At 73.7% G+C, this 17,518-nt stretch carries 16 protein-coding genes; 10 read left to right on the top strand and 6 right to left on the bottom strand.

What is annotated here, in order from left to right; genetic code table 11:
* Positions 1–326 precede the first annotated feature (326 nt).
* The 3 genes from AC27L3_RS00255 to AC27L3_RS00245 are packed head-to-tail and all read left to right on the top strand — an operon-like array spanning position 327 to position 3,600.
* Complete coding sequence (locus AC27L3_RS00255; protein ID WP_487231891.1) at positions 327–1,724, top strand: DUF6421 family protein; 1,398 nt, start codon at positions 327–329, stop codon at positions 1,722–1,724.
* Between the two features lie 41 nt (positions 1,725–1,765).
* Positions 1,766–2,530, top strand: coding sequence for an SDR family oxidoreductase (locus AC27L3_RS00250; protein WP_487232284.1), 765 nt, complete (start codon positions 1,766–1,768; stop codon positions 2,528–2,530).
* On the top strand, positions 2,509–3,600 hold the full coding sequence (locus tag AC27L3_RS00245) for a threonine aldolase family protein (protein ID WP_487231890.1): 1,092 nt from the start codon (positions 2,509–2,511) through the stop codon (positions 3,598–3,600). The genes AC27L3_RS00250 and AC27L3_RS00245 overlap by 22 nt, the downstream gene beginning before the upstream one ends.
* A gap of 73 nt (positions 3,601–3,673) precedes the next feature.
* Here the strand turns inward: AC27L3_RS00245 and AC27L3_RS00240 are convergent, their stop codons facing one another.
* The gene (locus AC27L3_RS00240) at positions 3,674–4,402 is read right to left on the bottom strand and encodes a lysophospholipid acyltransferase family protein (protein ID WP_487231889.1); all 729 of its coding nucleotides are present in this window, start codon (positions 4,400–4,402) and stop codon (positions 3,674–3,676) included.
* A 268-nt stretch (positions 4,403–4,670) separates the two neighbouring features.
* Here AC27L3_RS00240 and AC27L3_RS00235 point away from each other — a divergent pair, with 268 nt between their 5' ends.
* From AC27L3_RS00235 to AC27L3_RS00205, 7 genes are all read left to right on the top strand, one after another.
* A complete protein-coding gene (locus AC27L3_RS00235; protein WP_487231888.1) occupies positions 4,671–4,985 on the top strand; it encodes a TlpA family protein disulfide reductase in 315 nt (104 codons plus the stop codon).
* A 123-nt stretch (positions 4,986–5,108) separates the two neighbouring features.
* Entirely contained in the window at positions 5,109–5,603 is a 495-nt protein-coding gene (locus AC27L3_RS00230) for a flavin reductase family protein (protein ID WP_487231887.1), read from the top strand.
* A gap of 189 nt (positions 5,604–5,792) precedes the next feature.
* A complete protein-coding gene (locus AC27L3_RS00225) occupies positions 5,793–6,581 on the top strand; it encodes an electron transfer flavoprotein subunit beta/FixA family protein (protein WP_487231886.1) in 789 nt (262 codons plus the stop codon).
* 49 nt (positions 6,582–6,630) lie between these two features.
* Positions 6,631–7,593: an electron transfer flavoprotein subunit alpha/FixB family protein gene (locus AC27L3_RS00220; protein ID WP_487231885.1), complete on the top strand. Its 963-nt coding sequence runs from the start codon at positions 6,631–6,633 to the stop codon at positions 7,591–7,593.
* Positions 7,594–7,664: 71 nt separating this feature from the next.
* Complete coding sequence (locus AC27L3_RS00215) at positions 7,665–8,636, top strand: pirin family protein (RefSeq protein ID WP_487231884.1); 972 nt, start codon at positions 7,665–7,667, stop codon at positions 8,634–8,636.
* Positions 8,637–8,740: 104 nt separating this feature from the next.
* Positions 8,741–9,676, top strand: a complete 936-nt coding sequence (locus AC27L3_RS00210) for a M56 family metallopeptidase (protein ID WP_487231883.1) — start codon at positions 8,741–8,743, stop codon at positions 9,674–9,676.
* A gap of 211 nt (positions 9,677–9,887) precedes the next feature.
* Positions 9,888–10,589 carry an HAD family hydrolase gene (locus AC27L3_RS00205; RefSeq protein ID WP_487231882.1) on the top strand — a complete coding sequence of 234 codons (702 nt, stop codon included), beginning with the start codon at positions 9,888–9,890 and terminating at the stop codon, positions 10,587–10,589.
* An 11-nt stretch (positions 10,590–10,600) separates the two neighbouring features.
* On the opposite strand, the gene AC27L3_RS00200 is transcribed toward AC27L3_RS00205, so the two are convergent.
* The 5 genes from AC27L3_RS00200 to AC27L3_RS00180 all read right to left on the bottom strand — a co-directional run bounded on the left by AC27L3_RS00200 (position 10,601) and on the right by AC27L3_RS00180 (position 17,439).
* The gene (locus AC27L3_RS00200; protein ID WP_487231881.1) at positions 10,601–11,431 is read right to left on the bottom strand and encodes an ATP-grasp domain-containing protein; all 831 of its coding nucleotides are present in this window, start codon (positions 11,429–11,431) and stop codon (positions 10,601–10,603) included.
* Positions 11,428–12,267, bottom strand: a complete 840-nt coding sequence (locus AC27L3_RS00195; RefSeq protein WP_487231880.1) for an ATP-grasp domain-containing protein — start codon at positions 12,265–12,267, stop codon at positions 11,428–11,430. Before AC27L3_RS00195 ends, AC27L3_RS00200 begins: the two co-directional genes overlap by 4 nt.
* 90 nt (positions 12,268–12,357) lie before the next feature.
* Complete coding sequence (meaB, locus tag AC27L3_RS00190) at positions 12,358–13,347, bottom strand: methylmalonyl Co-A mutase-associated GTPase MeaB (RefSeq protein WP_487231879.1); 990 nt, start codon at positions 13,345–13,347, stop codon at positions 12,358–12,360.
* A gap of 4 nt (positions 13,348–13,351) precedes the next feature.
* A complete protein-coding gene (gene scpA / locus AC27L3_RS00185; protein WP_487231878.1) occupies positions 13,352–15,553 on the bottom strand; it encodes a methylmalonyl-CoA mutase in 2,202 nt (733 codons plus the stop codon).
* Positions 15,553–17,439: a methylmalonyl-CoA mutase family protein gene (locus tag AC27L3_RS00180; RefSeq protein WP_487231877.1), complete on the bottom strand. Its 1,887-nt coding sequence runs from the start codon at positions 17,437–17,439 to the stop codon at positions 15,553–15,555. The genes scpA and AC27L3_RS00180 overlap by 1 nt, the downstream gene beginning before the upstream one ends.
* Positions 17,440–17,518: the final 79 nt, after the last annotated feature.

Raw genomic sequence — 17,518 nt, 5'->3', positions numbered from 1 at the left:
CCGTGCGGGGCTGTCCAGGAGGGATCACGGTCCGTCCGGATGGCGGAAGGTTGTTGCCGGTTCATGAACCGGCCGGAACGTGGGTAGCCGTCCGGGAAGGACGGTGCGCCGCGCGCATGGCCGGTTTTCGCCTGTGCCGCCGGGGTGAAAGGTGCGCAGGGGGTGGCGTATGTCCGCTCGCGTTGCCCCGCACGGGGTAGGCGCACAGGAAAAACGTCGGTCCGCCCCGGGGGGCTGCAGGATAATTTCTCGCCACGGCCCTTGAGCTGAAGAACCTCGCCTGGATACGGTGTCTTAACGCCAGGTTCTCCCGAGGAGGGGCAGTCGTGACGGAAATTCTTGCGTCGACAGCGGTCAAAACCGACATTCTGTCTGACGATCGTGTCGTGGAGCACCCGGCATGGGCCGCGCTCAAGACGGCGGTCGAGACGATCCGGCCGTGGCAGTCCGCCGACGGCTCGATCGACCTCACCGCCGGCGGAGCGCCGCCGGGCGAGGCGGTCCGGGCACAGGTCGAGGCGGTCATAACGGCCGTCGAGGAGCTCTCCCCGCTCCTGCCGCACGACGCCGCCTACCACGAGGCCCTGGTGGCCGACCTGCGCCGCTGGGCGGATGCGGGCTTCGGCGTGCCGGACTTCCTGGACTCGCTGCTGGCCTTCCAGCCCGCCGCGCAGCGCGCCGACGGCCGTCAGCACCTGGTCGTCTTCCCGATGTACACGCAGAACGGCAACCTCGACCGCAACCTCGAGGCCGTCGTGCTGCGCATGGTGTGGCCGGAGTGGCTGGCGGAGCTGGAGCGCGCCCGGTACGACAACCCGCTCTTCCTCGGCATCACCTTCGAGGACTTCACCGCGGGCTACGACACCAACTCCGCCGTGCTCTTCCCCGAGACGATCGCGGTGCGCGAGGCCCCCGAGCGCTTCACCTGGGGCGGGATCTTCTGCGACCGCGAGGCCGCCCGCTTCCGCCGGGTGACCGAGGCGGCCGTGCAGACCCTCCGCGTGGACCTGCCGGAGGACGTCGCGGCGATGCTGGGCGACCAGAAGCGCTGCGAGGAGGCGTTCGTGCTGTGGGACATGGTCCACGACCGCACCCACAGCCACGGCGACCTGCCCTTCGACCCGTTCATGATCAAGCAGCGCCAGCCGTTCTGGATGTACGGCCTGGAGGAGCTGCGCTGCGACCTCACGGCGTTCAAGGAGGCCGTGAAGCTGGAGGCGGACGGCTACCCGCAGGCCCGTGACGTGCAGTTCGCGGTGCTCTTCGACCGCATGTTCCGCTTCCCGCTCACGGGCGAGCGCGTGCGCAACTACGACGGCCTGGGCGGTCAGCTGCTCTTCGCGTACCTGCACAAGCACGACGTCGTACGCTGGACGGACAACACCCTGCGCATCGACTGGGAGCGGGCCCCGCAGGTCACCAACCAGCTGTGCGGCGAGATCGAGAAGCTCTACCGGGACGGCATCGACCGCCCCAAGCTCGTGCACTGGTTCGCCGCCTACGAGCTCGTCTCCTCCTACCTGGCCCCCCACCCCGGCTCCGTGTGGGCCAAGGGCCCGGACGCCCTGGACCTCACCCAGCCGCCGCGCAAGCTCGTGGACGAGGTGCTCCCGGACGAGTTCCCGCTCAGCATGTTCTACGAGGCCCTTGCCAAGAAGCTGCGGTCCGTGATCGCCTCGACCAAGGGGATCACCGCGGCGGACGTGGAGCGGGTCGCGGCGTGAGCGAGCAGAACGTGAGCGAGCAGGAGAAGGAGGCGACGGGCATGAGCACTCCGTCGAACGGCAACGGCGGCCCGCTGGAGGGCGCCGTGGTGGCAGTGGCCGGAGCGGCCGGTGCGGCCGGACGGGCGGTCCTGCTGCGACTGGCCGAGGCCGGGGCCACCGTCGTGGCCTCCGACGCCGACGCGGCCCGCCTCGCCGAGGCCGTGGACGCCGCCCGGTACGCGCACGGAGGCGCGACCGTGACCGGCGAGACCGTGGACCTGCTCGACCTGGACGGCACCCGCGCCTGGGCGGACCGGACGGAGAAGGAGTTCGGGCGGATCGACGGCCTGATCCACCTCGTGGGCGGCTGGCGCGGCTCGGCGACCTTCGCCGAGACGGACCTGGCCGACTGGGAGCTGCTGGAGAAGCTGCTCATCCGCACCGTCCAGCACACCTCGCTGGCCTTCGAGAGCGCCCTGACCCGCAGCGGCCGCGGCCGGTACGTGCTGGTCAGCGCCGCGGGCGCGAGCAAGCCCACCGCGGGCAACGCCGCCTACGCGGCCTCCAAGGCCGCCGCCGAGGCCTGGACCCTGGCCCTCGCGGACTCCTTCCGCAAGGCGGGCGGCGAGGGCGAGCCGCCGGCCGCCGCCACCGTCATGGTGGTCAAGGCCCTGGTGCACGACGCCATGCGCGCCGAACGACCCAACGCGAAATTCGCGGGATTCACCGACGTGGCGGACCTGGCCCAGGCCATCGCCGGCGTCTGGGAGAAGCCCGCCCACGAAGTGAACGGAACCCGTCAGTGGCTGACCCCGCAACCGTGATCCCCCCGGTGACCGACGCGATACGCCGGCACGACCCGCAGCTGCGCGGTTTCGCCAGCGACAACTACGCCGGTGCCCACCCGGAGGTCCTCGCGGCCCTCGCCCTGGCCAACGGCGGCCACCAGGTCGCCTACGGCGAGGACGACTACACCGCCCACCTGCAGCAGATCATGCGGGCCCACTTCGGGCCCACCGCCGAGGCCTTCCCGGTGTTCAACGGCACGGGCGCCAACGTCGTCGCCCTGCAGGCCGCCAGCGAGCGCTGGGGTGCGGTGATCTGCGCGCAGAGCGCGCACATCAACGTCGACGAGGGCGGCGCGCCCGAGCGCGTCGGCGGGCTGAAGCTGCTCGCCGTGCCCACCGAGCACGGCAAGCTGACGCCGGAGCTGATCGACCGCGAGGCGTGGGGCTGGGAGGACGAGCACCGCGCCCAGCCGCAGATCGTCTCGATCACGCAGACCACCGAGCTGGGCACCTGCTACACGCCCGAGGAGATCCGCGAGATCTGCGACCACGCCCACGAGCGGGGCATGAAGGTCCACCTCGACGGTTCGCGGATCGCCAACGCGGCGGCCTCCCTGGGTGTGCCGCTGCGGGCGTTCACCACCGACGCCGGTGTGGACCTGCTCTCCTTCGGCGGGACGAAGAACGGCATGGTCTTCGGCGAGTGCGTCGTCGTCCTCGACCCGGGCGCGGTGCGGGCGATGAAGCACCTGCGCAAGCTGTCGATGCAGCTCGCCTCCAAGATGCGCTTCGTCTCGGTGCAGTTCGAGGCGCTGCTGTCGGGCGACCTGTGGCTGCGCAGCGCCTCCCACGCCAACGCCATGGCCGCCCGCCTGGCCGAGGGCGTGCGCGGGATCGAGGGCGTGGAGGTGCTGCACCCGGTGCAGTCCAACGCGGTCTTCGCCCGTCTGCCGCACGACGTGAGCGAGCGGCTGCAGAAGCGCTACCGCTTCTACTTCTGGGACGAGGCGGCCGGCGACGTGCGCTGGATGTGCTCCTTCGACACCACCGAGGCCGACGTGGACGCCTTCACCGCGGCGGTCGCGGAGGAAATGGCCAAGCAGTAGGCGCGAGCGCCCTGCACCGTACGGGGTGCGGGGTACGTACGACGGCGTACGTACCCCGCGCCCCGTCGGCGTATCAGCGGCGCTCGGCCAGGGCGGCCTCGGCCGGCGTGGGGGCCGTGCCGCCGAGGTGGGCGGGCACCCACCAGCTGTCGCCGGGGCCGTCGGCGCGCACCGGATAGGCGCGCTGGGCGGCCTCCAGCAGCTGCTGGACGCGGCCGCGCACCCGGTCGGTGACCTGCTCGGCGGACTCGCCGGCCGCGGCCTCGACCGGCTCGCCCACCCGGATGGTCACGGGGACGTGGTTGCGGCCCAGGTCGCGCTTGCGGCCCTTGGTCCACAGCCGCTGGGTGCCCCACAGTGCCATGGGCACCAGCGGCACCCCGGCCTCCTGGGCCAGCCGTGCCGCGCCCGACTTGAAGTTCTTCAGCGTGAAGGACGTGGAGATCGTCGCCTCGGGGAAGACCCCGACGACCTCGCCGGAGCGCAGCGCGGACAGCGCGTGGCGGTAGGCGTCGGCGCCCGCGGCCCGGTCGACGGGTATGTGCTTCATGGCCCGCATGAGCGGCCCGGAGACCTTGTGACGGAAGACCGAGTCCTTGGCCATGAAGCGCACCAGGCGCCCGGCCGGCCGCGCCGCCAGCCCGCAGAAGACGAAGTCGAGGTAGCCGATGTGGTTGCTCACCAGCACGGCCCCGCCGCGCTGCGGGACGTGCTCGCTGCCCTGGATGTCGAAACGCAGGTCCAAGGCCTTGAACATGGTGCGTGCGAATCCGATCACCGGGGGGTAGACGAGCTCTGCCATATCGGGAAGATCCTTCCGGCCCGGGGAGGGTGCTCCCGGTTGAGATGCTGAAGTTACGCGGACGTAGGGTCTGGCTTTCGCCAGATCGTGCCCGAATGGGCACGCGCCGATCCAGCTGGGAGACCGGGCGGAGGTGGAGATCCTCGTCACGTCGGGAAATTTCCCGGTTACGGCGGGCGCTGACGCGAGGGCGACGGACGCCGGCGACAACGCCGGCGACGACTCTGCCGACACGGCGGACACGGCGGACACGACGAAGGAGCACACGATGCAGCCGACGCGGCTGAGCGCGGCCGAACTCGGCGCGCGCCTGGGCGAGCGGGCGACGCTCGTGCAGTTCTCCAGCGCCTTCTGCCAGCCGTGCCGGGCCACCCGGCGGGTCCTCGCGGACGTGGCCGCCATGGTCGAGGGCGTGGCGCACGTCGAGATCGACGCGGAGTCCCGCCTGGAACTGGTGCGCGCCCTGGAGGTGACCGCCACCCCGACCACCCTCGTCCTGGACGCCGGCGGTCGCGTCGTGCGCCGGGCCGCGGGGCAGCCGCGCCGGGCCGACGTCGTCGCCGCGCTCGGCGCGGCGATGTGACGTGCCGCGGTGACGCGGCGTGATCCACCTCCCACCCGTAGGCCCTCGCTTGACGCCGCACGGCGTCGATCGTCACTGTGACGCCATGCCGCCCGGGCCCCTTCGGAAGGACACGACAACTCCATGACGGCCTCCCCCGCCGACCTCGGCAGCCCCGAGCTGCTGCGTTCGGTCTTCCGCCGGCACGCGGCCGGCGTCGCGGTGATCACCGCGCAGGGTGCCCGCCCGGCCGGCTTCACCGCGACCTCCCTGACCTCCGTGGCCGCCGAACCGCCCCTGGTCTCCTTCGGGGTGGGCACCGGCTCCTCCAGCTGGCCGGTGCTGGCCGGGGCCGAGCACGTGGGCGTGCACATACTCGGCGAGCACCAGCAGCAGCTCGCGGCCACCTTCGCGCGCAGCGGCGCGGACCGTTTCGCCCCGCCCACCCGCTGGCGGCCGGGCCCGCACGGGGTGCCGGTGCTGGAGGGCGTCCTGGCGTGGCTGGTGTGCCGGGTGGTGGCCCGGGTGCCCGCCGGCGACCACCGCGTGGTGCTGGCCGAGGTGGTGGCCGGGGACCCCACGGGCGACGGCCGGCCCCTGCTGTACCACCAGGGGCGTTTCAACGCACTGCGCGACTGAGGCATCCCCGTCTCACGCGTTGGGCAGATCACAGTGGACCGGCCTTGCGTTCGGTCACCACGCTCGATGTACTGACGAGTAACATTCCGTTCGGAGCGAGGACGCCGCCGACCGGGATCCCGCCCCACCAGGCGCCTATGCTGCCTGTCAAGGCAGCTTTGATAGAGACGATGCAGTAGGAGAGCCGGCGTGAGCTTGAGGATCGTTGTCTGTGTGAAGTACGTGCCCGACGCCACCGGCGACCGGCACTTCGCCGAAGACCTGACCGTCGACCGCGACGACGTGGACGGCCTGCTCTCGGAGCTCGACGAGTACGCGGTCGAGCAGGCGCTGCAGATCAAGGAGGCGGCCGACGGCGAGGCGGAGATCACCGTCCTGACCATCGGCCCCGAGGACGCCAACGACGCGCTGCGCAAGGCGCTGTCGATGGGCGCCGACAAGGCCGTCCACGTCGAGGACGACGACCTGCACGGCACCGACGCGCTCGGCACCTCCCTGGTGCTGGCCAAGGCCGTCGAGAAGACCGGCTTCGACCTGGTGATCAGCGGCATGGCCTCCACCGACGGCGGCATGGGCGTGCTGCCGGCAATGCTCGCCGAGCGCCTGGGCGTCCCGCAGGTCACCCTGCTCTCCGAGGTCGCCGTGGCCGACGGCAAGGTCACCGGCCGCCGCGACGGCGACGCCGCCAGCGAGCAGCTGGAGGCCGCCCTGCCGGCCGTCGTCTCCGTCACCGACCAGTCGGGCGAGGCGCGCTACCCGTCCTTCAAGGGCATCATGGCCGCCAAGAAGAAGCCGGTGGAGTCCCTGGACCTGTCCGACCTGGACATCGAGGCGGACGAGGTCGGCCTGGAGGGCGCCTCGACCGCGGTCGAGGAGGCCACGGAGCGCCCGGCCCGCACGGCCGGCACCATCGTCACGGACGAGGGCGAGGGCGGCAAGCAGCTCGCCGAGTTCCTCGCGGGCCAGAAGTTCATCTGAGCCGCGCCGTCCCCTTCCCGTCCTCGTTTCCCCGCAGGAGAGCAACGCCATGGCTGAAGTCCTCGTCTACGTCGACCACGTGGACGGCGCCGTCCGCAAGCCCACCCTGGAGCTGCTGACGCTCGCCCGCCGCATCGGCGAGCCCGTCGCCGTGCACCTGGGCGCCGGTGCCGACACCGCCGCCGCGACCCTCGCCGAGTACGGCGCGGTCAAGGTCCTCACCGCCGACGCCCCCGAGTTCGCCGACTACCTCGTCGTGCCCAAGGTCGACGCCCTGCAGGCGGCCTACGAGGCCGTCTCCCCCGCCGCCGTGCTGATCCCCTCCTCCGCCGAGGGCAAGGAGATCGCCGGGCGCCTCGCGGTGCGCATCGGCTCCGGCATCATCACCGACGCCGTCGACCTGGCGGCCGGCGACGAGGGCCCGGTGGCCACGCAGTCGGTCTTCGCCGCGTCGTACACCACCAAGTCCCGCGTCACCAAGGGCACGCCGGTCATCACCGTCAAGCCCAACTCGGCCGCCCCCGAGGCCGCCCCGGCCGCCGGTACGGTCGAGCAGCTGGCCGTGAGCTTCGGCGAGCTGGCCACCGGCACCAAGGTCGTCTCCCGCACCCCGCGCGAGTCGACCGGCCGTCCCGAGCTGACCGAGGCCGCGATCGTGGTCTCCGGCGGCCGCGGCGTCAACGGCGCCGAGAACTTCGGGATCATCGAGGCCCTCGCCGACTCCCTCGGTGCGGCCGTCGGCGCCTCCCGCGCCGCCGTCGACGCCGGCTGGTACCCGCACACCAACCAGGTCGGCCAGACCGGCAAGTCCGTCTCGCCGCAGCTGTACATCGCGGCGGGCATCTCCGGCGCCATCCAGCACCGGGCCGGCATGCAGACCTCGAAGACCATCGTGGCCATCAACAAGGACTCCGAGGCCCCGATCTTCGAGCTCGCCGACTACGGCGTCGTGGGCGACCTGTTCGAGGTCGTCCCGCAGCTGACGGACGAGGTCAAGTCCCGCAAGGGCTGATCCCGCCGCCTTCCCCCGGCCCCCGCTCCGGCTTCCGCCGGGCGGGGGCCTTGGCGTGGCACAGTGTGCCCATGAGCAATCTCGACCTGCGCCCCGTCCCCACCCCCTGCGGTGGCCGCGGTGGCGTACCGGGCGGTCCCGTGCGGGAGTTGCTGCCCGCCAAGCGCGTGCCGCTGGGCGAGAGCACCGTCGTGCGCCGGCTTCTGCCCAGCATGGGCAGGCGCATGGTCGGGGCGTGGTGCTTCGTCGACCACTACGGGCCCGACGACATCGCGGACGAGCCCGGCATGCAGGTCCCGCCGCACCCGCACATCGGCCTGCAGACCGTCAGCTGGCTGCACGACGGCGAGATCCTGCACCGCGACAGCCTCGGCAGCAGGCAGACGCTGCGGCCGGGGCAGCTGGGGCTGATGACATCGGGGCGCGGCATCGCCCACTCGGAGGAGTCCCCGCACGAGCACGCCCCGCTGCTGCGCGGGGCACAGCTGTGGGTGGCGCTGCCCGAGGCGCACCGGCACACCGCGCCCGCCTGGGAGCACCACGCCGAGCTGCCGCGGGTGACGGGCGGCGCGGGCCTGGCCGCCACCGTACTCATGGGCGAGCTCGCCGGCGCGGCCTCGCCCGCCACCGCCTACACCCCCCTCGTCGGCGCGGACGTCTCCCTCGCGGCCGGCACGTCGGCCCGGCTGCCGGTCGACCCCGACTTCGAGTACGCGGTGCTGACGATGTCCGGCGAGGCCGAGGTCGACGGTGTGCCACTGGCCCCCGGATCGATGCTGTACCTGGGCTGCGGGCGCACGGAACTGCCGCTGCGGGCCTCGGTGGACAGCGCGTTCATGCTGCTGGGCGGCGAGCCGTTCGAGGAGCGGATCGTGATGTGGTGGAACTTCGTGGGCCGCGGGCACGAGGAGATCGTCCGGGCGCGCGAGGAGTGGATGTCCGGCTCCTCCCGCTTCGGCGAGGTGCACGGCTACGACGGCGCGCGCCTCGCCGCCCCCGCCCTGCCGCCCGGTCCCCTCACACCGCGCGGGCGCGTGCGCTGAGACCGCCCGGCCCCGGCGTGGGCGGGACCACTGCGCGCCAGGCCGTCCGGCCACTAGGGTCGCAGCAGGCACCCATCACTTCGGTCCGGGGGGTACACACGCCCATGATGGTCCCGCTCGCGCTGCTGCTCCTGGCCGCCCTCGTCGCGGCCCTGGCCCCGCGCGTCCTGACCCGCGCCGACTGGCCCGCCCGCGAACCGGTGCTGGCGCTGTGGGTGTGGCAATGCGCGGTGGGCGCCGTCCTGTTGTGCTGCGCGCTCGCGATGTCGCTCAGCGCGGCCGCCGCCTGGGAGGCGGTGCGCGGCCACGTCTTCGCCCTCGCGCCGCACGGGGTGATGGAGGCCTACGCCCTGGGCGTGTACGGCTCCTGGGCCGCGCCCCTGGCCATCCTGCTGGCCACCGGCGCCCTGTGGACGGCGGCGATGCTCACCCGCGAGGTGCGCCGGGCCCGGCGCCGCCGGCGGCGGGCCGAGCTGCGGGTGCGCTCGCCGCGGCTGCCGGGCGAACGGCGCGGCGGCGAGCGCCTGGTGGTGCTGGAGAGCGACCGCCCGGACGCCTGGCTGCTGCGCGGCGGCACCGCACCCCGCCTGGTGATCACCACCGCGGCGCTGCGCCGGCTGGACGGCTCCCAGCTGGACGCCGTGCTCGCCCACGAACAGGGCCACGCCCGGGCCCGCCACGACTGGCTGCTGCACTGCTCGGCCGCGCTGGCGGACGGCTTCCCGCAGGTGCCGGTCTTCGCGGCCTTCCGCGACCAGGTGCACCACCTGGTCGAGCTCGCGGCGGACGACTGCGCCTCCCGCCGCACGGGCCGGCTGGCGACCGCCCTCGCCCTGGTCGAACTCAACGAGGACCGCGGTGTCTTCGGCCCCGGCCCCTCCGGCCTGTCCCAGCTGCCCGACCGCGTCGACCGCCTGCTGGCGCCCGCCCCCCGGCTGACGGTGCCGCAGCGACTGCGCCTGACGGCGGTGGCCTCGCTGGTGCCGTTCGTCCCCGTGCTGGTGACCTTCGTCCCCGGCCTGAGCGCCCTCGGCGGCTAGGCCGTGCCCTGCGGCTGCCGCGGCGTGGGCGCGACACGGCACCCCGTCTGCGGGTGCGTCGTGGCTTGTCGCGCAGTTCCCCGCGCCCCTACGGGGCACTGCACCAGCCACGGCGCCCCTTAGCGCGATCGGCCACCGACGGCACGCAGTCGACGCACTGCCCCGCGTCGAAGACCCGCCGGACGCCCTGGGCGCATGGCACAGTGGTGCCATGAGTCACCCCAAGGGCGTTCTCTTCGACTTCTCCGGCACCCTGCTGTGCATCGAGTCGACGGCCTCGTGGCTGCGCGCCGCGCTGGAGCGGACGGGAACCGCCCTGCCGGAGGGCGAGTTCGAGGGGCTCGTGCGCCGTCTGGAGGAGGCCGGCGCGCAGCCGGGCGGGCCGCTGCCGGCGCATGTCCCCGACGAGCTCGCCGCCGTGTGGGCGCGGCGCGACAGCAGTGCCGAGGAGCACCGGGCCGCCTACTTCGCGATGGCGGGCCGTGTGCCGATGCCGGTGCCGGGGCTGTACGAGGTGCTGTACGCCCGGCACATGGAGCCGGGCGCGTGGCGGCCGTACGCCGACGCCGCCGCGGTGCTCGGCGGCCTGCGCCGGCGCGGTGTACGGACCGCCGTGGTCAGCAACGTGGGCTGGGACCTGCGGCCGATCTTCCGCGAATACGGCCTGGACCCGCTGGTGGAGGTCTACGTGCTGTCGTACGAGCACGGTGTGCAGAAGCCCGACCCCCGGTTGTTCCATGCGGCCTGCGAGGCGCTGGGGCTGCCGCCGCAGGAGGTGCTCATGGTCGGTGACGACGCCGTCAACGACGGCGGGGCCGCCCGCATCGGCTGCGCGGTGCACCTGGTGGAGCACCTCCCGGTGGAGCGGCGGCCCGGTGCCCTGCTGCCGGTGCTCGAAGCGGTGGGCGGCTGATCGAGCCGCCGTCAGGGGCTGACCGCCGGTACGCGCGGTGCGCGGGTGCCGGTGGCCGTGCGCAGGGCCAGGGCGGCCAGCGCGTGGGGGGCGCCCTGCTGGCCGCGGATGCCGGGGAAGGCGTTGATGTCGACGATCACGGGCTCCCCGCCGGCGTCCAGCAGGTCCACGCCGTAGACGTCCAGCGCGAAGACCTCGCCCACCCGGCGTACCGCTTCCAGCCACCCCGGCGGCAGGTCCGCCGGCGGAAAGGAGCGGGTGCGCGGGCCGGGTACGGGCGGGGCCAGCTCCGAGCGGCGCAGGGCGGCGAAGACCTCGTCCGCGACCACCCACAGTTTGTGGTCCCAGCCGTCGTTGGGGGTGAAGGGCTGGACGACGACGGGCTCCCCCGGCCACTGCCCGGCCAGCTCCCGCAGCCGGTCCGGTCCGTCGACGAGGGCGACCAGGTCGCCGCGGCGGCTGTGCCGGCTCTTGACGACCACCGGGCCGCCGGGTCCGCCGGTCGCGGCGAGCCCGGCCAGCGAGGGCTCGGTGCGGGTGGTCACGAACGGCAGCCCGGCGCGCAGCGCGACCTCGGCCATGGCGGTGCGGTCCTGGCACAGCTCGGTGGCCGAGGCGGAGTTGACGACGGGGGCGCCGTGCGCCTCCAGGTGCCGGGCGAGCTCCAGGGCGCGCGGTGTGCGGGTCTTGAGCAGATAGACGTCGGCGAGTCCGGCCGGATCCGGCAGGCCCTCGTACGTGCCCGGGTCGAGCCACTCCACCTCGTGGCGGGGCGTCAGCAGGGCTGTCGTCTCGGCGAGCAGCGGGTGCGTCGGGTCGGGGGTGAGCAGGCATATCCTCATGCGAGGCCGCCGGCCGCGTGCGTGAGCGGTGCGGCATCCGTCCGTGCCGCGAGGCGCAGCACGGCCCGGGAGACCTTGGCGACGGCGTCCGGCACCTGGCGGAAGCTGGGGAAGTCGTTGACGTCCACGACCACGGGTCCGTCGGGGCCCAGCACGATGTCCACGCCGTACAGGTCGAGGCCGTACGCCTCGCCCACCGCGGCGGCGACGGCGGCGATCCCGGGCGGCAGGGGCACGGTGCGCTCGTGGGCCGGGCGGTCCGGGTGCAGCGGGCTGCGGCGCTCGGTGCCGTGGAACTCGCCGTCCACGCAGTAGACCTTGAGGTCGGTGCCGGAGTTGGCCACGTAGGGCTGGGCGATGAGCAGGGATCCGGTGGTGGTGGGCAGCAGCTGGTCGGGGGACGCCACGAGCCGTACGGCGCGGCCGGAGCTGCCGTCGGCCGGCTTGACGACGAGCGGGAAGAGCGACTCGGGCAGCTCCGCGAACTGCCGGGCGTCGGCGGCGGCGAACGTCGGCGGCACCGGCAGCCCGTGGGCCTCCGCCACGACCGCGGCCCGCACCTTGTCGCGCACGGCGCGGATCGAGCGCGCGTCGTTGACGGTCACCACGCCCACGGCCGCGGCGGCTTCGAGAAGGCTCAGCCCCGGACCGCCGGAGACCGTCTTGAGCACCCATGCGTCGTGCTGCCCGGTTCGTACCGCTTCGGACAGGGGAACCAGGGAGCTGCCGGGGCGCAGCACGTCCACGTGGTGCCCCCAGGCGGTGAGTTGGCGGATGACGTCCACCGGCATGCCGTCGTGCCGGTACTGCTCCTCCACCAGGAAGCAGAGTCTCATGTGGTGCACCCTCGGTCCGGCGAACTGTGACGGCTCAGGATGCCACGTTCCGCCGGGGACCGGACCCGGGGGTGGTGCGGGCCGTCCCGCCTACTGCTCGCCCCGGAATGCCTGCAGCAGGCGCTCGGCGGCGGCGCTCGCCGGGAGGGTGCCCTCGCGCACCTCGCGCTCCAGCTGCGGCGCCAGCGTCCGTACCCCCTCGTGTTGCCGCAGTTCCGTCAGGAGCTGGTCGCGGACCATGCTCCAGACCCACTCCACCTGCTGCCCCTGGCGGCGCGCGTCCAGTGCGCCCGTGGCGTCCAGGACCCGGCGGTGCTGTTCGATGCGCTCCCACAGCACGTCCAGGCCCGCGCCCTCGCGGCCGCTGCAGGTGAGGACGGGCGCGTTCCAGGCGGCGTCGGGGCCGTGCAGCAGCCGCAGGGCGCCGGCCAGTTCGCGTGCCGCGGCCTTCGCGTCGCGTTCGTGCGGTCCGTCGGCCTTGTTGACGGCGATGACGTCGGCCAGTTCCAGGACGCCCTTCTTGATGCCCTGGAGCTGGTCGCCGGTGCGGGCGAGGGTGAGCAGCAGGAAGGTGTCGACCATGCCGGCGACGGCCGTCTCGGACTGGCCGACGCCGACCGTTTCGACGAGCACCACGTCGTAGCCGGCGGCCTCCATGACCACCATGGCCTCGCGGGTGGCGCGGGCGACGCCGCCGAGCGTGCCGGCGGTCGGCGAGGGGCGGACGAAGGCGGCGGGGTCGACGGCCAGGCGTTCCATGCGGGTCTTGTCGCCGAGGATGCTGCCGCCGGTGCGCCCGGAGGACGGGTCGACGGCGAGGACGGCGACGCGGTGGCCGAGCCCGGTGAGCATGGTGCCGAAGGCGTCGATGAAGGTGGACTTGCCGACGCCGGGCACGCCGGAGATGCCGATGCGGCGGGCGCGTCCGGCGTGCGGCAGGAGTTCGGTGAGCATGCGCCGGGCGTGCTCGCGGTGGTCGCCGCGGCGGGACTCGACGAGGGTGATGGCGCGCGCGACGGCGGCTCGCCTGCCGTCGAGAACGCCCTTGACGTAGGCGTCGATGTCTATCGCGCGGGCCATGCGATCACAGCTCGTGGCCGAGGACCCCGGCGAGGGTCTTCAGCAGGTCGTGGGCGGCGTCGGGGATGACCGTGCCGGGCGGGAAGACCGCGGCGGCGCCCATCTCCAGCAGGGTCGGCACGTCCTGGGGCGGGATGACGCCGCCCACCACGATCATGATGTCCTCGCGGCCCTGTTCCGCCAGCTCCTCGCGCAGGGCGGGGACGAGCGTGAGGTGGCCGGCGGCCAGCGAGGAGACGCCGACGATGTGCACGTCGGCCTCCACCGCCTGCCGGGCGACCTCGGCGGGGGTCTGGAAGAGGGGGCCGACGTCGACGTCGAAGCCGAGGTCGGCGAAGGCGCTGGCGATGACCTTCTGGCCGCGGTCGTGGCCGTCCTGGCCCATCTTGGCGACCAGGATGCGCGGCCGGCGGCCCTCCTCCTGCTCGAACGCCTCGACCAGGGTGCGGGTGCGTTCGACGGCGGCCGACTGTCCTGCCTCTTCGCGGTACACACCGGAGATCGTACGGATCTGGCCGGCGTGGCGTCCGTAGACCTTCTCCAGGGCGTCGGAGATCTCGCCGACGGTGGCCTTGGCGCGGGCGGCGTCGACGGCGAGGGCGAGGAGGTTGCCCTCCAGGCCGGGGCCGGGCGTGGCCGCGGCGGCGTTCGTCAGGGCGCGCAGGGCGTCCTGGCAGGCGGCCTCGTCGCGTTCGGCGCGCAACCGGCGGAGCTTGTCGATCTGCTGGGCACGGACGGAGGAGTTGTCGACCTTGAGGACCTCGATCTGCTCGTCGGCCTCGACGCGGTACTTGTTGACGCCGATGACCGGCTGCCGGCCGGAGTCGATGCGGGCCTGGGTGCGGGCCGCTGCCTCCTCGACGCGCATCTTGGGGATGCCGGCGTCGATGGCCCGGGCCATGCCGCCGGCGGCCTCGACCTCCTGGATGTGCTGCCAGGCGCGGCGGGCCAGGTCGTGGGTGAGGCGTTCGACGTAGGCGCTGCCGCCCCAGGGGTCGATGACGCGGCAGGTGCCGGATTCCTGCTGCAACAGCAGCTGGGTGTTTCGGGCGATGCGGGCGGAGAAGTCGGTGGGCAGGGCCAGCGCCTCGTCGAGGGCGTTGGTGTGCAGGGACTGGGTGTGGCCCTGGGTGGCGGCCATGGCCTCGACGCAGGTGCGGGCGACGTTGTTGAAGACGTCCTGGGCGGTCAGCGACCAGCCGGAGGTCTGCGAATGGGTGCGCAGCGACAGCGACTTGGTGTTCTTCGGCTCGAACTGCGCGACGAGCTTGGCCCACAGCAGCCGGGCGGCCCGCAGTTTGGCGATCTCCATGAAGAAGTTCATGCCGATCGCCCAGAAGAAGGACAGGCGGGGGGCGAAGGCGTCGACGTCGAGGCCGGCGTCCCGGCCGGCGCGCAGGTACTCCACGCCGTCGGCGAGGGTGTAGGCCAGCTCCAGGTCGGCCGTGGCGCCGGCTTCCTGGATGTGGTAGCCGGAGATGGAGATGGAGTTGTAGCGCGGCATCTTCTGCGAGGTGTACGCGAAGATGTCGGAGATGATCCGCATCGAGGGCCGGGGCGGGTAGATGTAGGTGTTGCGGACCATGAACTCCTTGAGGATGTCGTTCTGGATGGTCCCGGCCAGCTTCTCGGGCGGTACGCCCTGTTCCTCGGCGGCGACGATGTACAGCGCGAGGACGGGCAGCACGGCGCCGTTCATCGTCATGGAGACGGTCATGCGGTCCAGCGGGATGCCGTCGAACAGCTGCCGCATGTCGTAGATCGAGTCGATGGCGACGCCGGCCATGCCCACGTCGCCGGTCACGCGCGGGTGGTCGCTGTCGTAGCCGCGGTGGGTGGGCAGGTCGAAGGCGACGGACAGGCCCTTCTGGCCGGCCGCGAGATTGCGGCGGTAGAAGGCGTTGGACTCCTCGGCCGTGGAGAAGCCGGCGTACTGCCGGATGGTCCAGGGCTGGTTGACGTACATCGTCGGGTAGGGGCCGCGCAGGTAGGGCGCGATGCCCGGGTAGGTGTCGAGGAAGTCCAGGCCGGCGAGGTCCTCGGCGCCGTAGAGCGGCTTGACGCCGATGCCCTCGGGGGTCTCCCACACCAGGTCCTCGGCCCGGTGGCCGGTGCTCTCCTTCAGGGCCGAGCGCCAGGCCGTGGCGTCGGCCGGGCCGCCGGCGGGGGTGCCCAGGTCGATGCGGGAGAAGTCCGGAATGCGCATCACGCCACTCCCAGGTGGTCCAGGACGGAGGAGAGGACGGCGACGGCGTCGCCGCCGGCGAAGACGAACGCGTCGACGCCGGCCTGTTCGAAGGTTTCCCGCTGGGCGCCCGAGGGCTTGCCCGCGAGGTGCACGCGGGTGGCGCCGGCCGCCTTGAGGGCGGCGGCGACGGCGGGTGCCTGCTCGGCGTAGAGGGCGTCGCTGGAGCACAGGCAGGCGACGGTGGTGCCGCTGTCCGCCAGGGCAGCGGCGGCCGTGCCGGCGTCGACGGCGGCCTGGAGGGGTTCGATGCCGCCGGCCTGGAAGAGGTTGGCGGCGAAGGTGGCACGCCCGGTGTGCGCGGCGGCGGGGCCGAGGGTGGCGAGCAGGACGCGCGGGCGGGCGCCGGTGGCGGCGAGGTGGGCGTCGGAGCGTGCCCGCAGGGCCTCGTACGCCTCGTCGCGGCGCACCCGGGGCAGGCCGCCCGCGGGGGCGGCGGGGGCGCTCTCGCGGTGGACGGGCTGCTCGGCGAGGTGCGGGAACTCGCTGACGCCGGTGATCGGTTCGCGGCGGGTGGCCAGGCGCCGTGAGCGGTCCGCCCAGGTGGCGGCGATGCGTTCGCCGACCAGTCCGGAGCGCAGCGCGGCGGCCTGGCCGCCGGCGCGTTCGAGCTCCTGGAAGAAGGCCCAGGCGGCGTGGGCGAGTTCGTCGGTGAGCCGCTCGACGTACCAGGAGCCGCCGGCCGGGTCGGCGACGCGGGCGAGGTGGGACTCCTCCAGCAGGATCGACGAGGTGTTGCGGGCGATGCGGCGGGCGAAGGCGTCGGGCAGGCCGAGGGCCTGGTCGAAGGGCAGGACGGTCACCGCCTCCGCGCCGCCGACGCCCGCGGCCAGGCAGGCGATGGTGGTGCGCAGCATGTTCACCCACGGGTCGCGGCGGGCCATCATCACCGGGGAGGTCACGGCGTGCTGGCGCTGGGCGCCGGCGGCGGGCGCGGCGCCGCTGACCTCGGCGACGCGCGCCCACAGGCGGCGTGCGGCGCGCAGTTTGGCGATGGTCACGAACTGGTCGGCGGTGGCCGCGTAGCGGAACTCCAGCTGGGCCAGGGCCTGCTCGACGCCGAGGCCGGCGTCGGTGAGGGCGCGCAGGTAGGCGACGCCGGTGGCCAGGGAGCAGCCCAGTTCCTGGGCGGGGGAGGCGCCGGCCTCGTGGTAGGGCAGTGCGTCGACGGTCAGGGCGCGCACGCCGGGCCGGGTCGTCAGGCAGCGCTCGGCGAGGGCGGCGGCGGCCGCGAGGGGGCCGGTGGGGTCGGCGTCGGTGCCGGTGCGGGCGAGGGTGCCCAGCGGGTCGGCGCCGAGGTTGCCGCACGGGGCCCCGGGGGCCAGGTCGCGCTCGTCGTACAGCCGCAGCAGCTGCCCGGCCGCGGCCTCGAACTCGGCTCCGGCGTCGAGGACGACGGGGGCGAGGTCGAGGTAGACGCCGTCGAGCGCGGTGGGCAGGGCCTCGACGGGCAGGTGCGCTCCGCCGGTGGCGAGCCACAGGCTGGTGACGCCGTTCTCCAGGTCGGCGAGGACGGCCTCGTTGGTGCGGCGCGGGTCGGGGTCGCGGTGGTGCTGGCGTACGTCCCAGCCGGTGGTGGTGCCCTCGGGCCGGGCGCCGCGCACGAAGGGCGGGAAGCCGGGCCAGCCGGTGGCGGCGGCCGTGGCGCGGCCGTCGTCCGCGGTGTAGAGGGGGCGCGTGGCCAGCCCGTCCTCGAGGGCGGTGGCCAGGGCGTCCTCGGCAGCCGCGCCCTGCGCCGTGCCGCCCGCCTTGGCGAGGACCCCTTGGACGAGGTGCTGCCACTGTTCGCGGGTCGCGGGCGGGAATTCGGCGGCCAGGACGAAGCCGTCATCAGGCAGGACCGTCATGGGGGGAACGTTAGGGGAGCGGGCCCGTCCGGCAGCAGGGGCAACGGCTGTGACCTTGACCTCTTCCGGGGCGTGGTCG

Source organism: Streptomyces sp. PKA51 (assembly GCF_057552455.1).
Note: the sequence above shows the minus strand (reverse complement) of the source record. Positions and strands in the feature narration are given on the sequence as shown.

Bases quoted from the DNA above. Each gene is read 5' to 3' on its own strand.
- AC27L3_RS00200 (WP_487231881.1), bottom strand. From the start codon at position 11,431: ATGAGGATATGCCTGCTCACCCCCGACCCGACGCACCCGCTGCTCGCC.
- AC27L3_RS00210 (WP_487231883.1), top strand. From the start codon at position 8,741: ATGATGGTCCCGCTCGCGCTGCTGCTCCTGGCCGCCCTCGTCGCGGCC.
- AC27L3_RS00195 (WP_487231880.1), bottom strand. From the start codon at position 12,267: ATGAGACTCTGCTTCCTGGTGGAGGAGCAGTACCGGCACGACGGCATG.
- AC27L3_RS00180 (WP_487231877.1), bottom strand. From the start codon at position 17,439: ATGACGGTCCTGCCTGATGACGGCTTCGTCCTGGCCGCCGAATTCCCG.
- AC27L3_RS00230 (WP_487231887.1), top strand. From the start codon at position 5,109: ATGACGGCCTCCCCCGCCGACCTCGGCAGCCCCGAGCTGCTGCGTTCG.
- AC27L3_RS00215 (WP_487231884.1), top strand. From the start codon at position 7,665: ATGAGCAATCTCGACCTGCGCCCCGTCCCCACCCCCTGCGGTGGCCGC.
- AC27L3_RS00240 (WP_487231889.1), bottom strand. From the start codon at position 4,402: ATGGCAGAGCTCGTCTACCCCCCGGTGATCGGATTCGCACGCACCATG.
- AC27L3_RS00205 (WP_487231882.1), top strand. From the start codon at position 9,888: ATGAGTCACCCCAAGGGCGTTCTCTTCGACTTCTCCGGCACCCTGCTG.
- AC27L3_RS00220 (WP_487231885.1), top strand. From the start codon at position 6,631: ATGGCTGAAGTCCTCGTCTACGTCGACCACGTGGACGGCGCCGTCCGC.
- AC27L3_RS00235 (WP_487231888.1), top strand. From the start codon at position 4,671: ATGCAGCCGACGCGGCTGAGCGCGGCCGAACTCGGCGCGCGCCTGGGC.
- scpA (WP_487231878.1), bottom strand. From the start codon at position 15,553: ATGCGCATTCCGGACTTCTCCCGCATCGACCTGGGCACCCCCGCCGGC.
- AC27L3_RS00250 (WP_487232284.1), top strand. From the start codon at position 1,766: ATGAGCACTCCGTCGAACGGCAACGGCGGCCCGCTGGAGGGCGCCGTG.
- meaB (WP_487231879.1), bottom strand. From the start codon at position 13,347: ATGGCCCGCGCGATAGACATCGACGCCTACGTCAAGGGCGTTCTCGAC.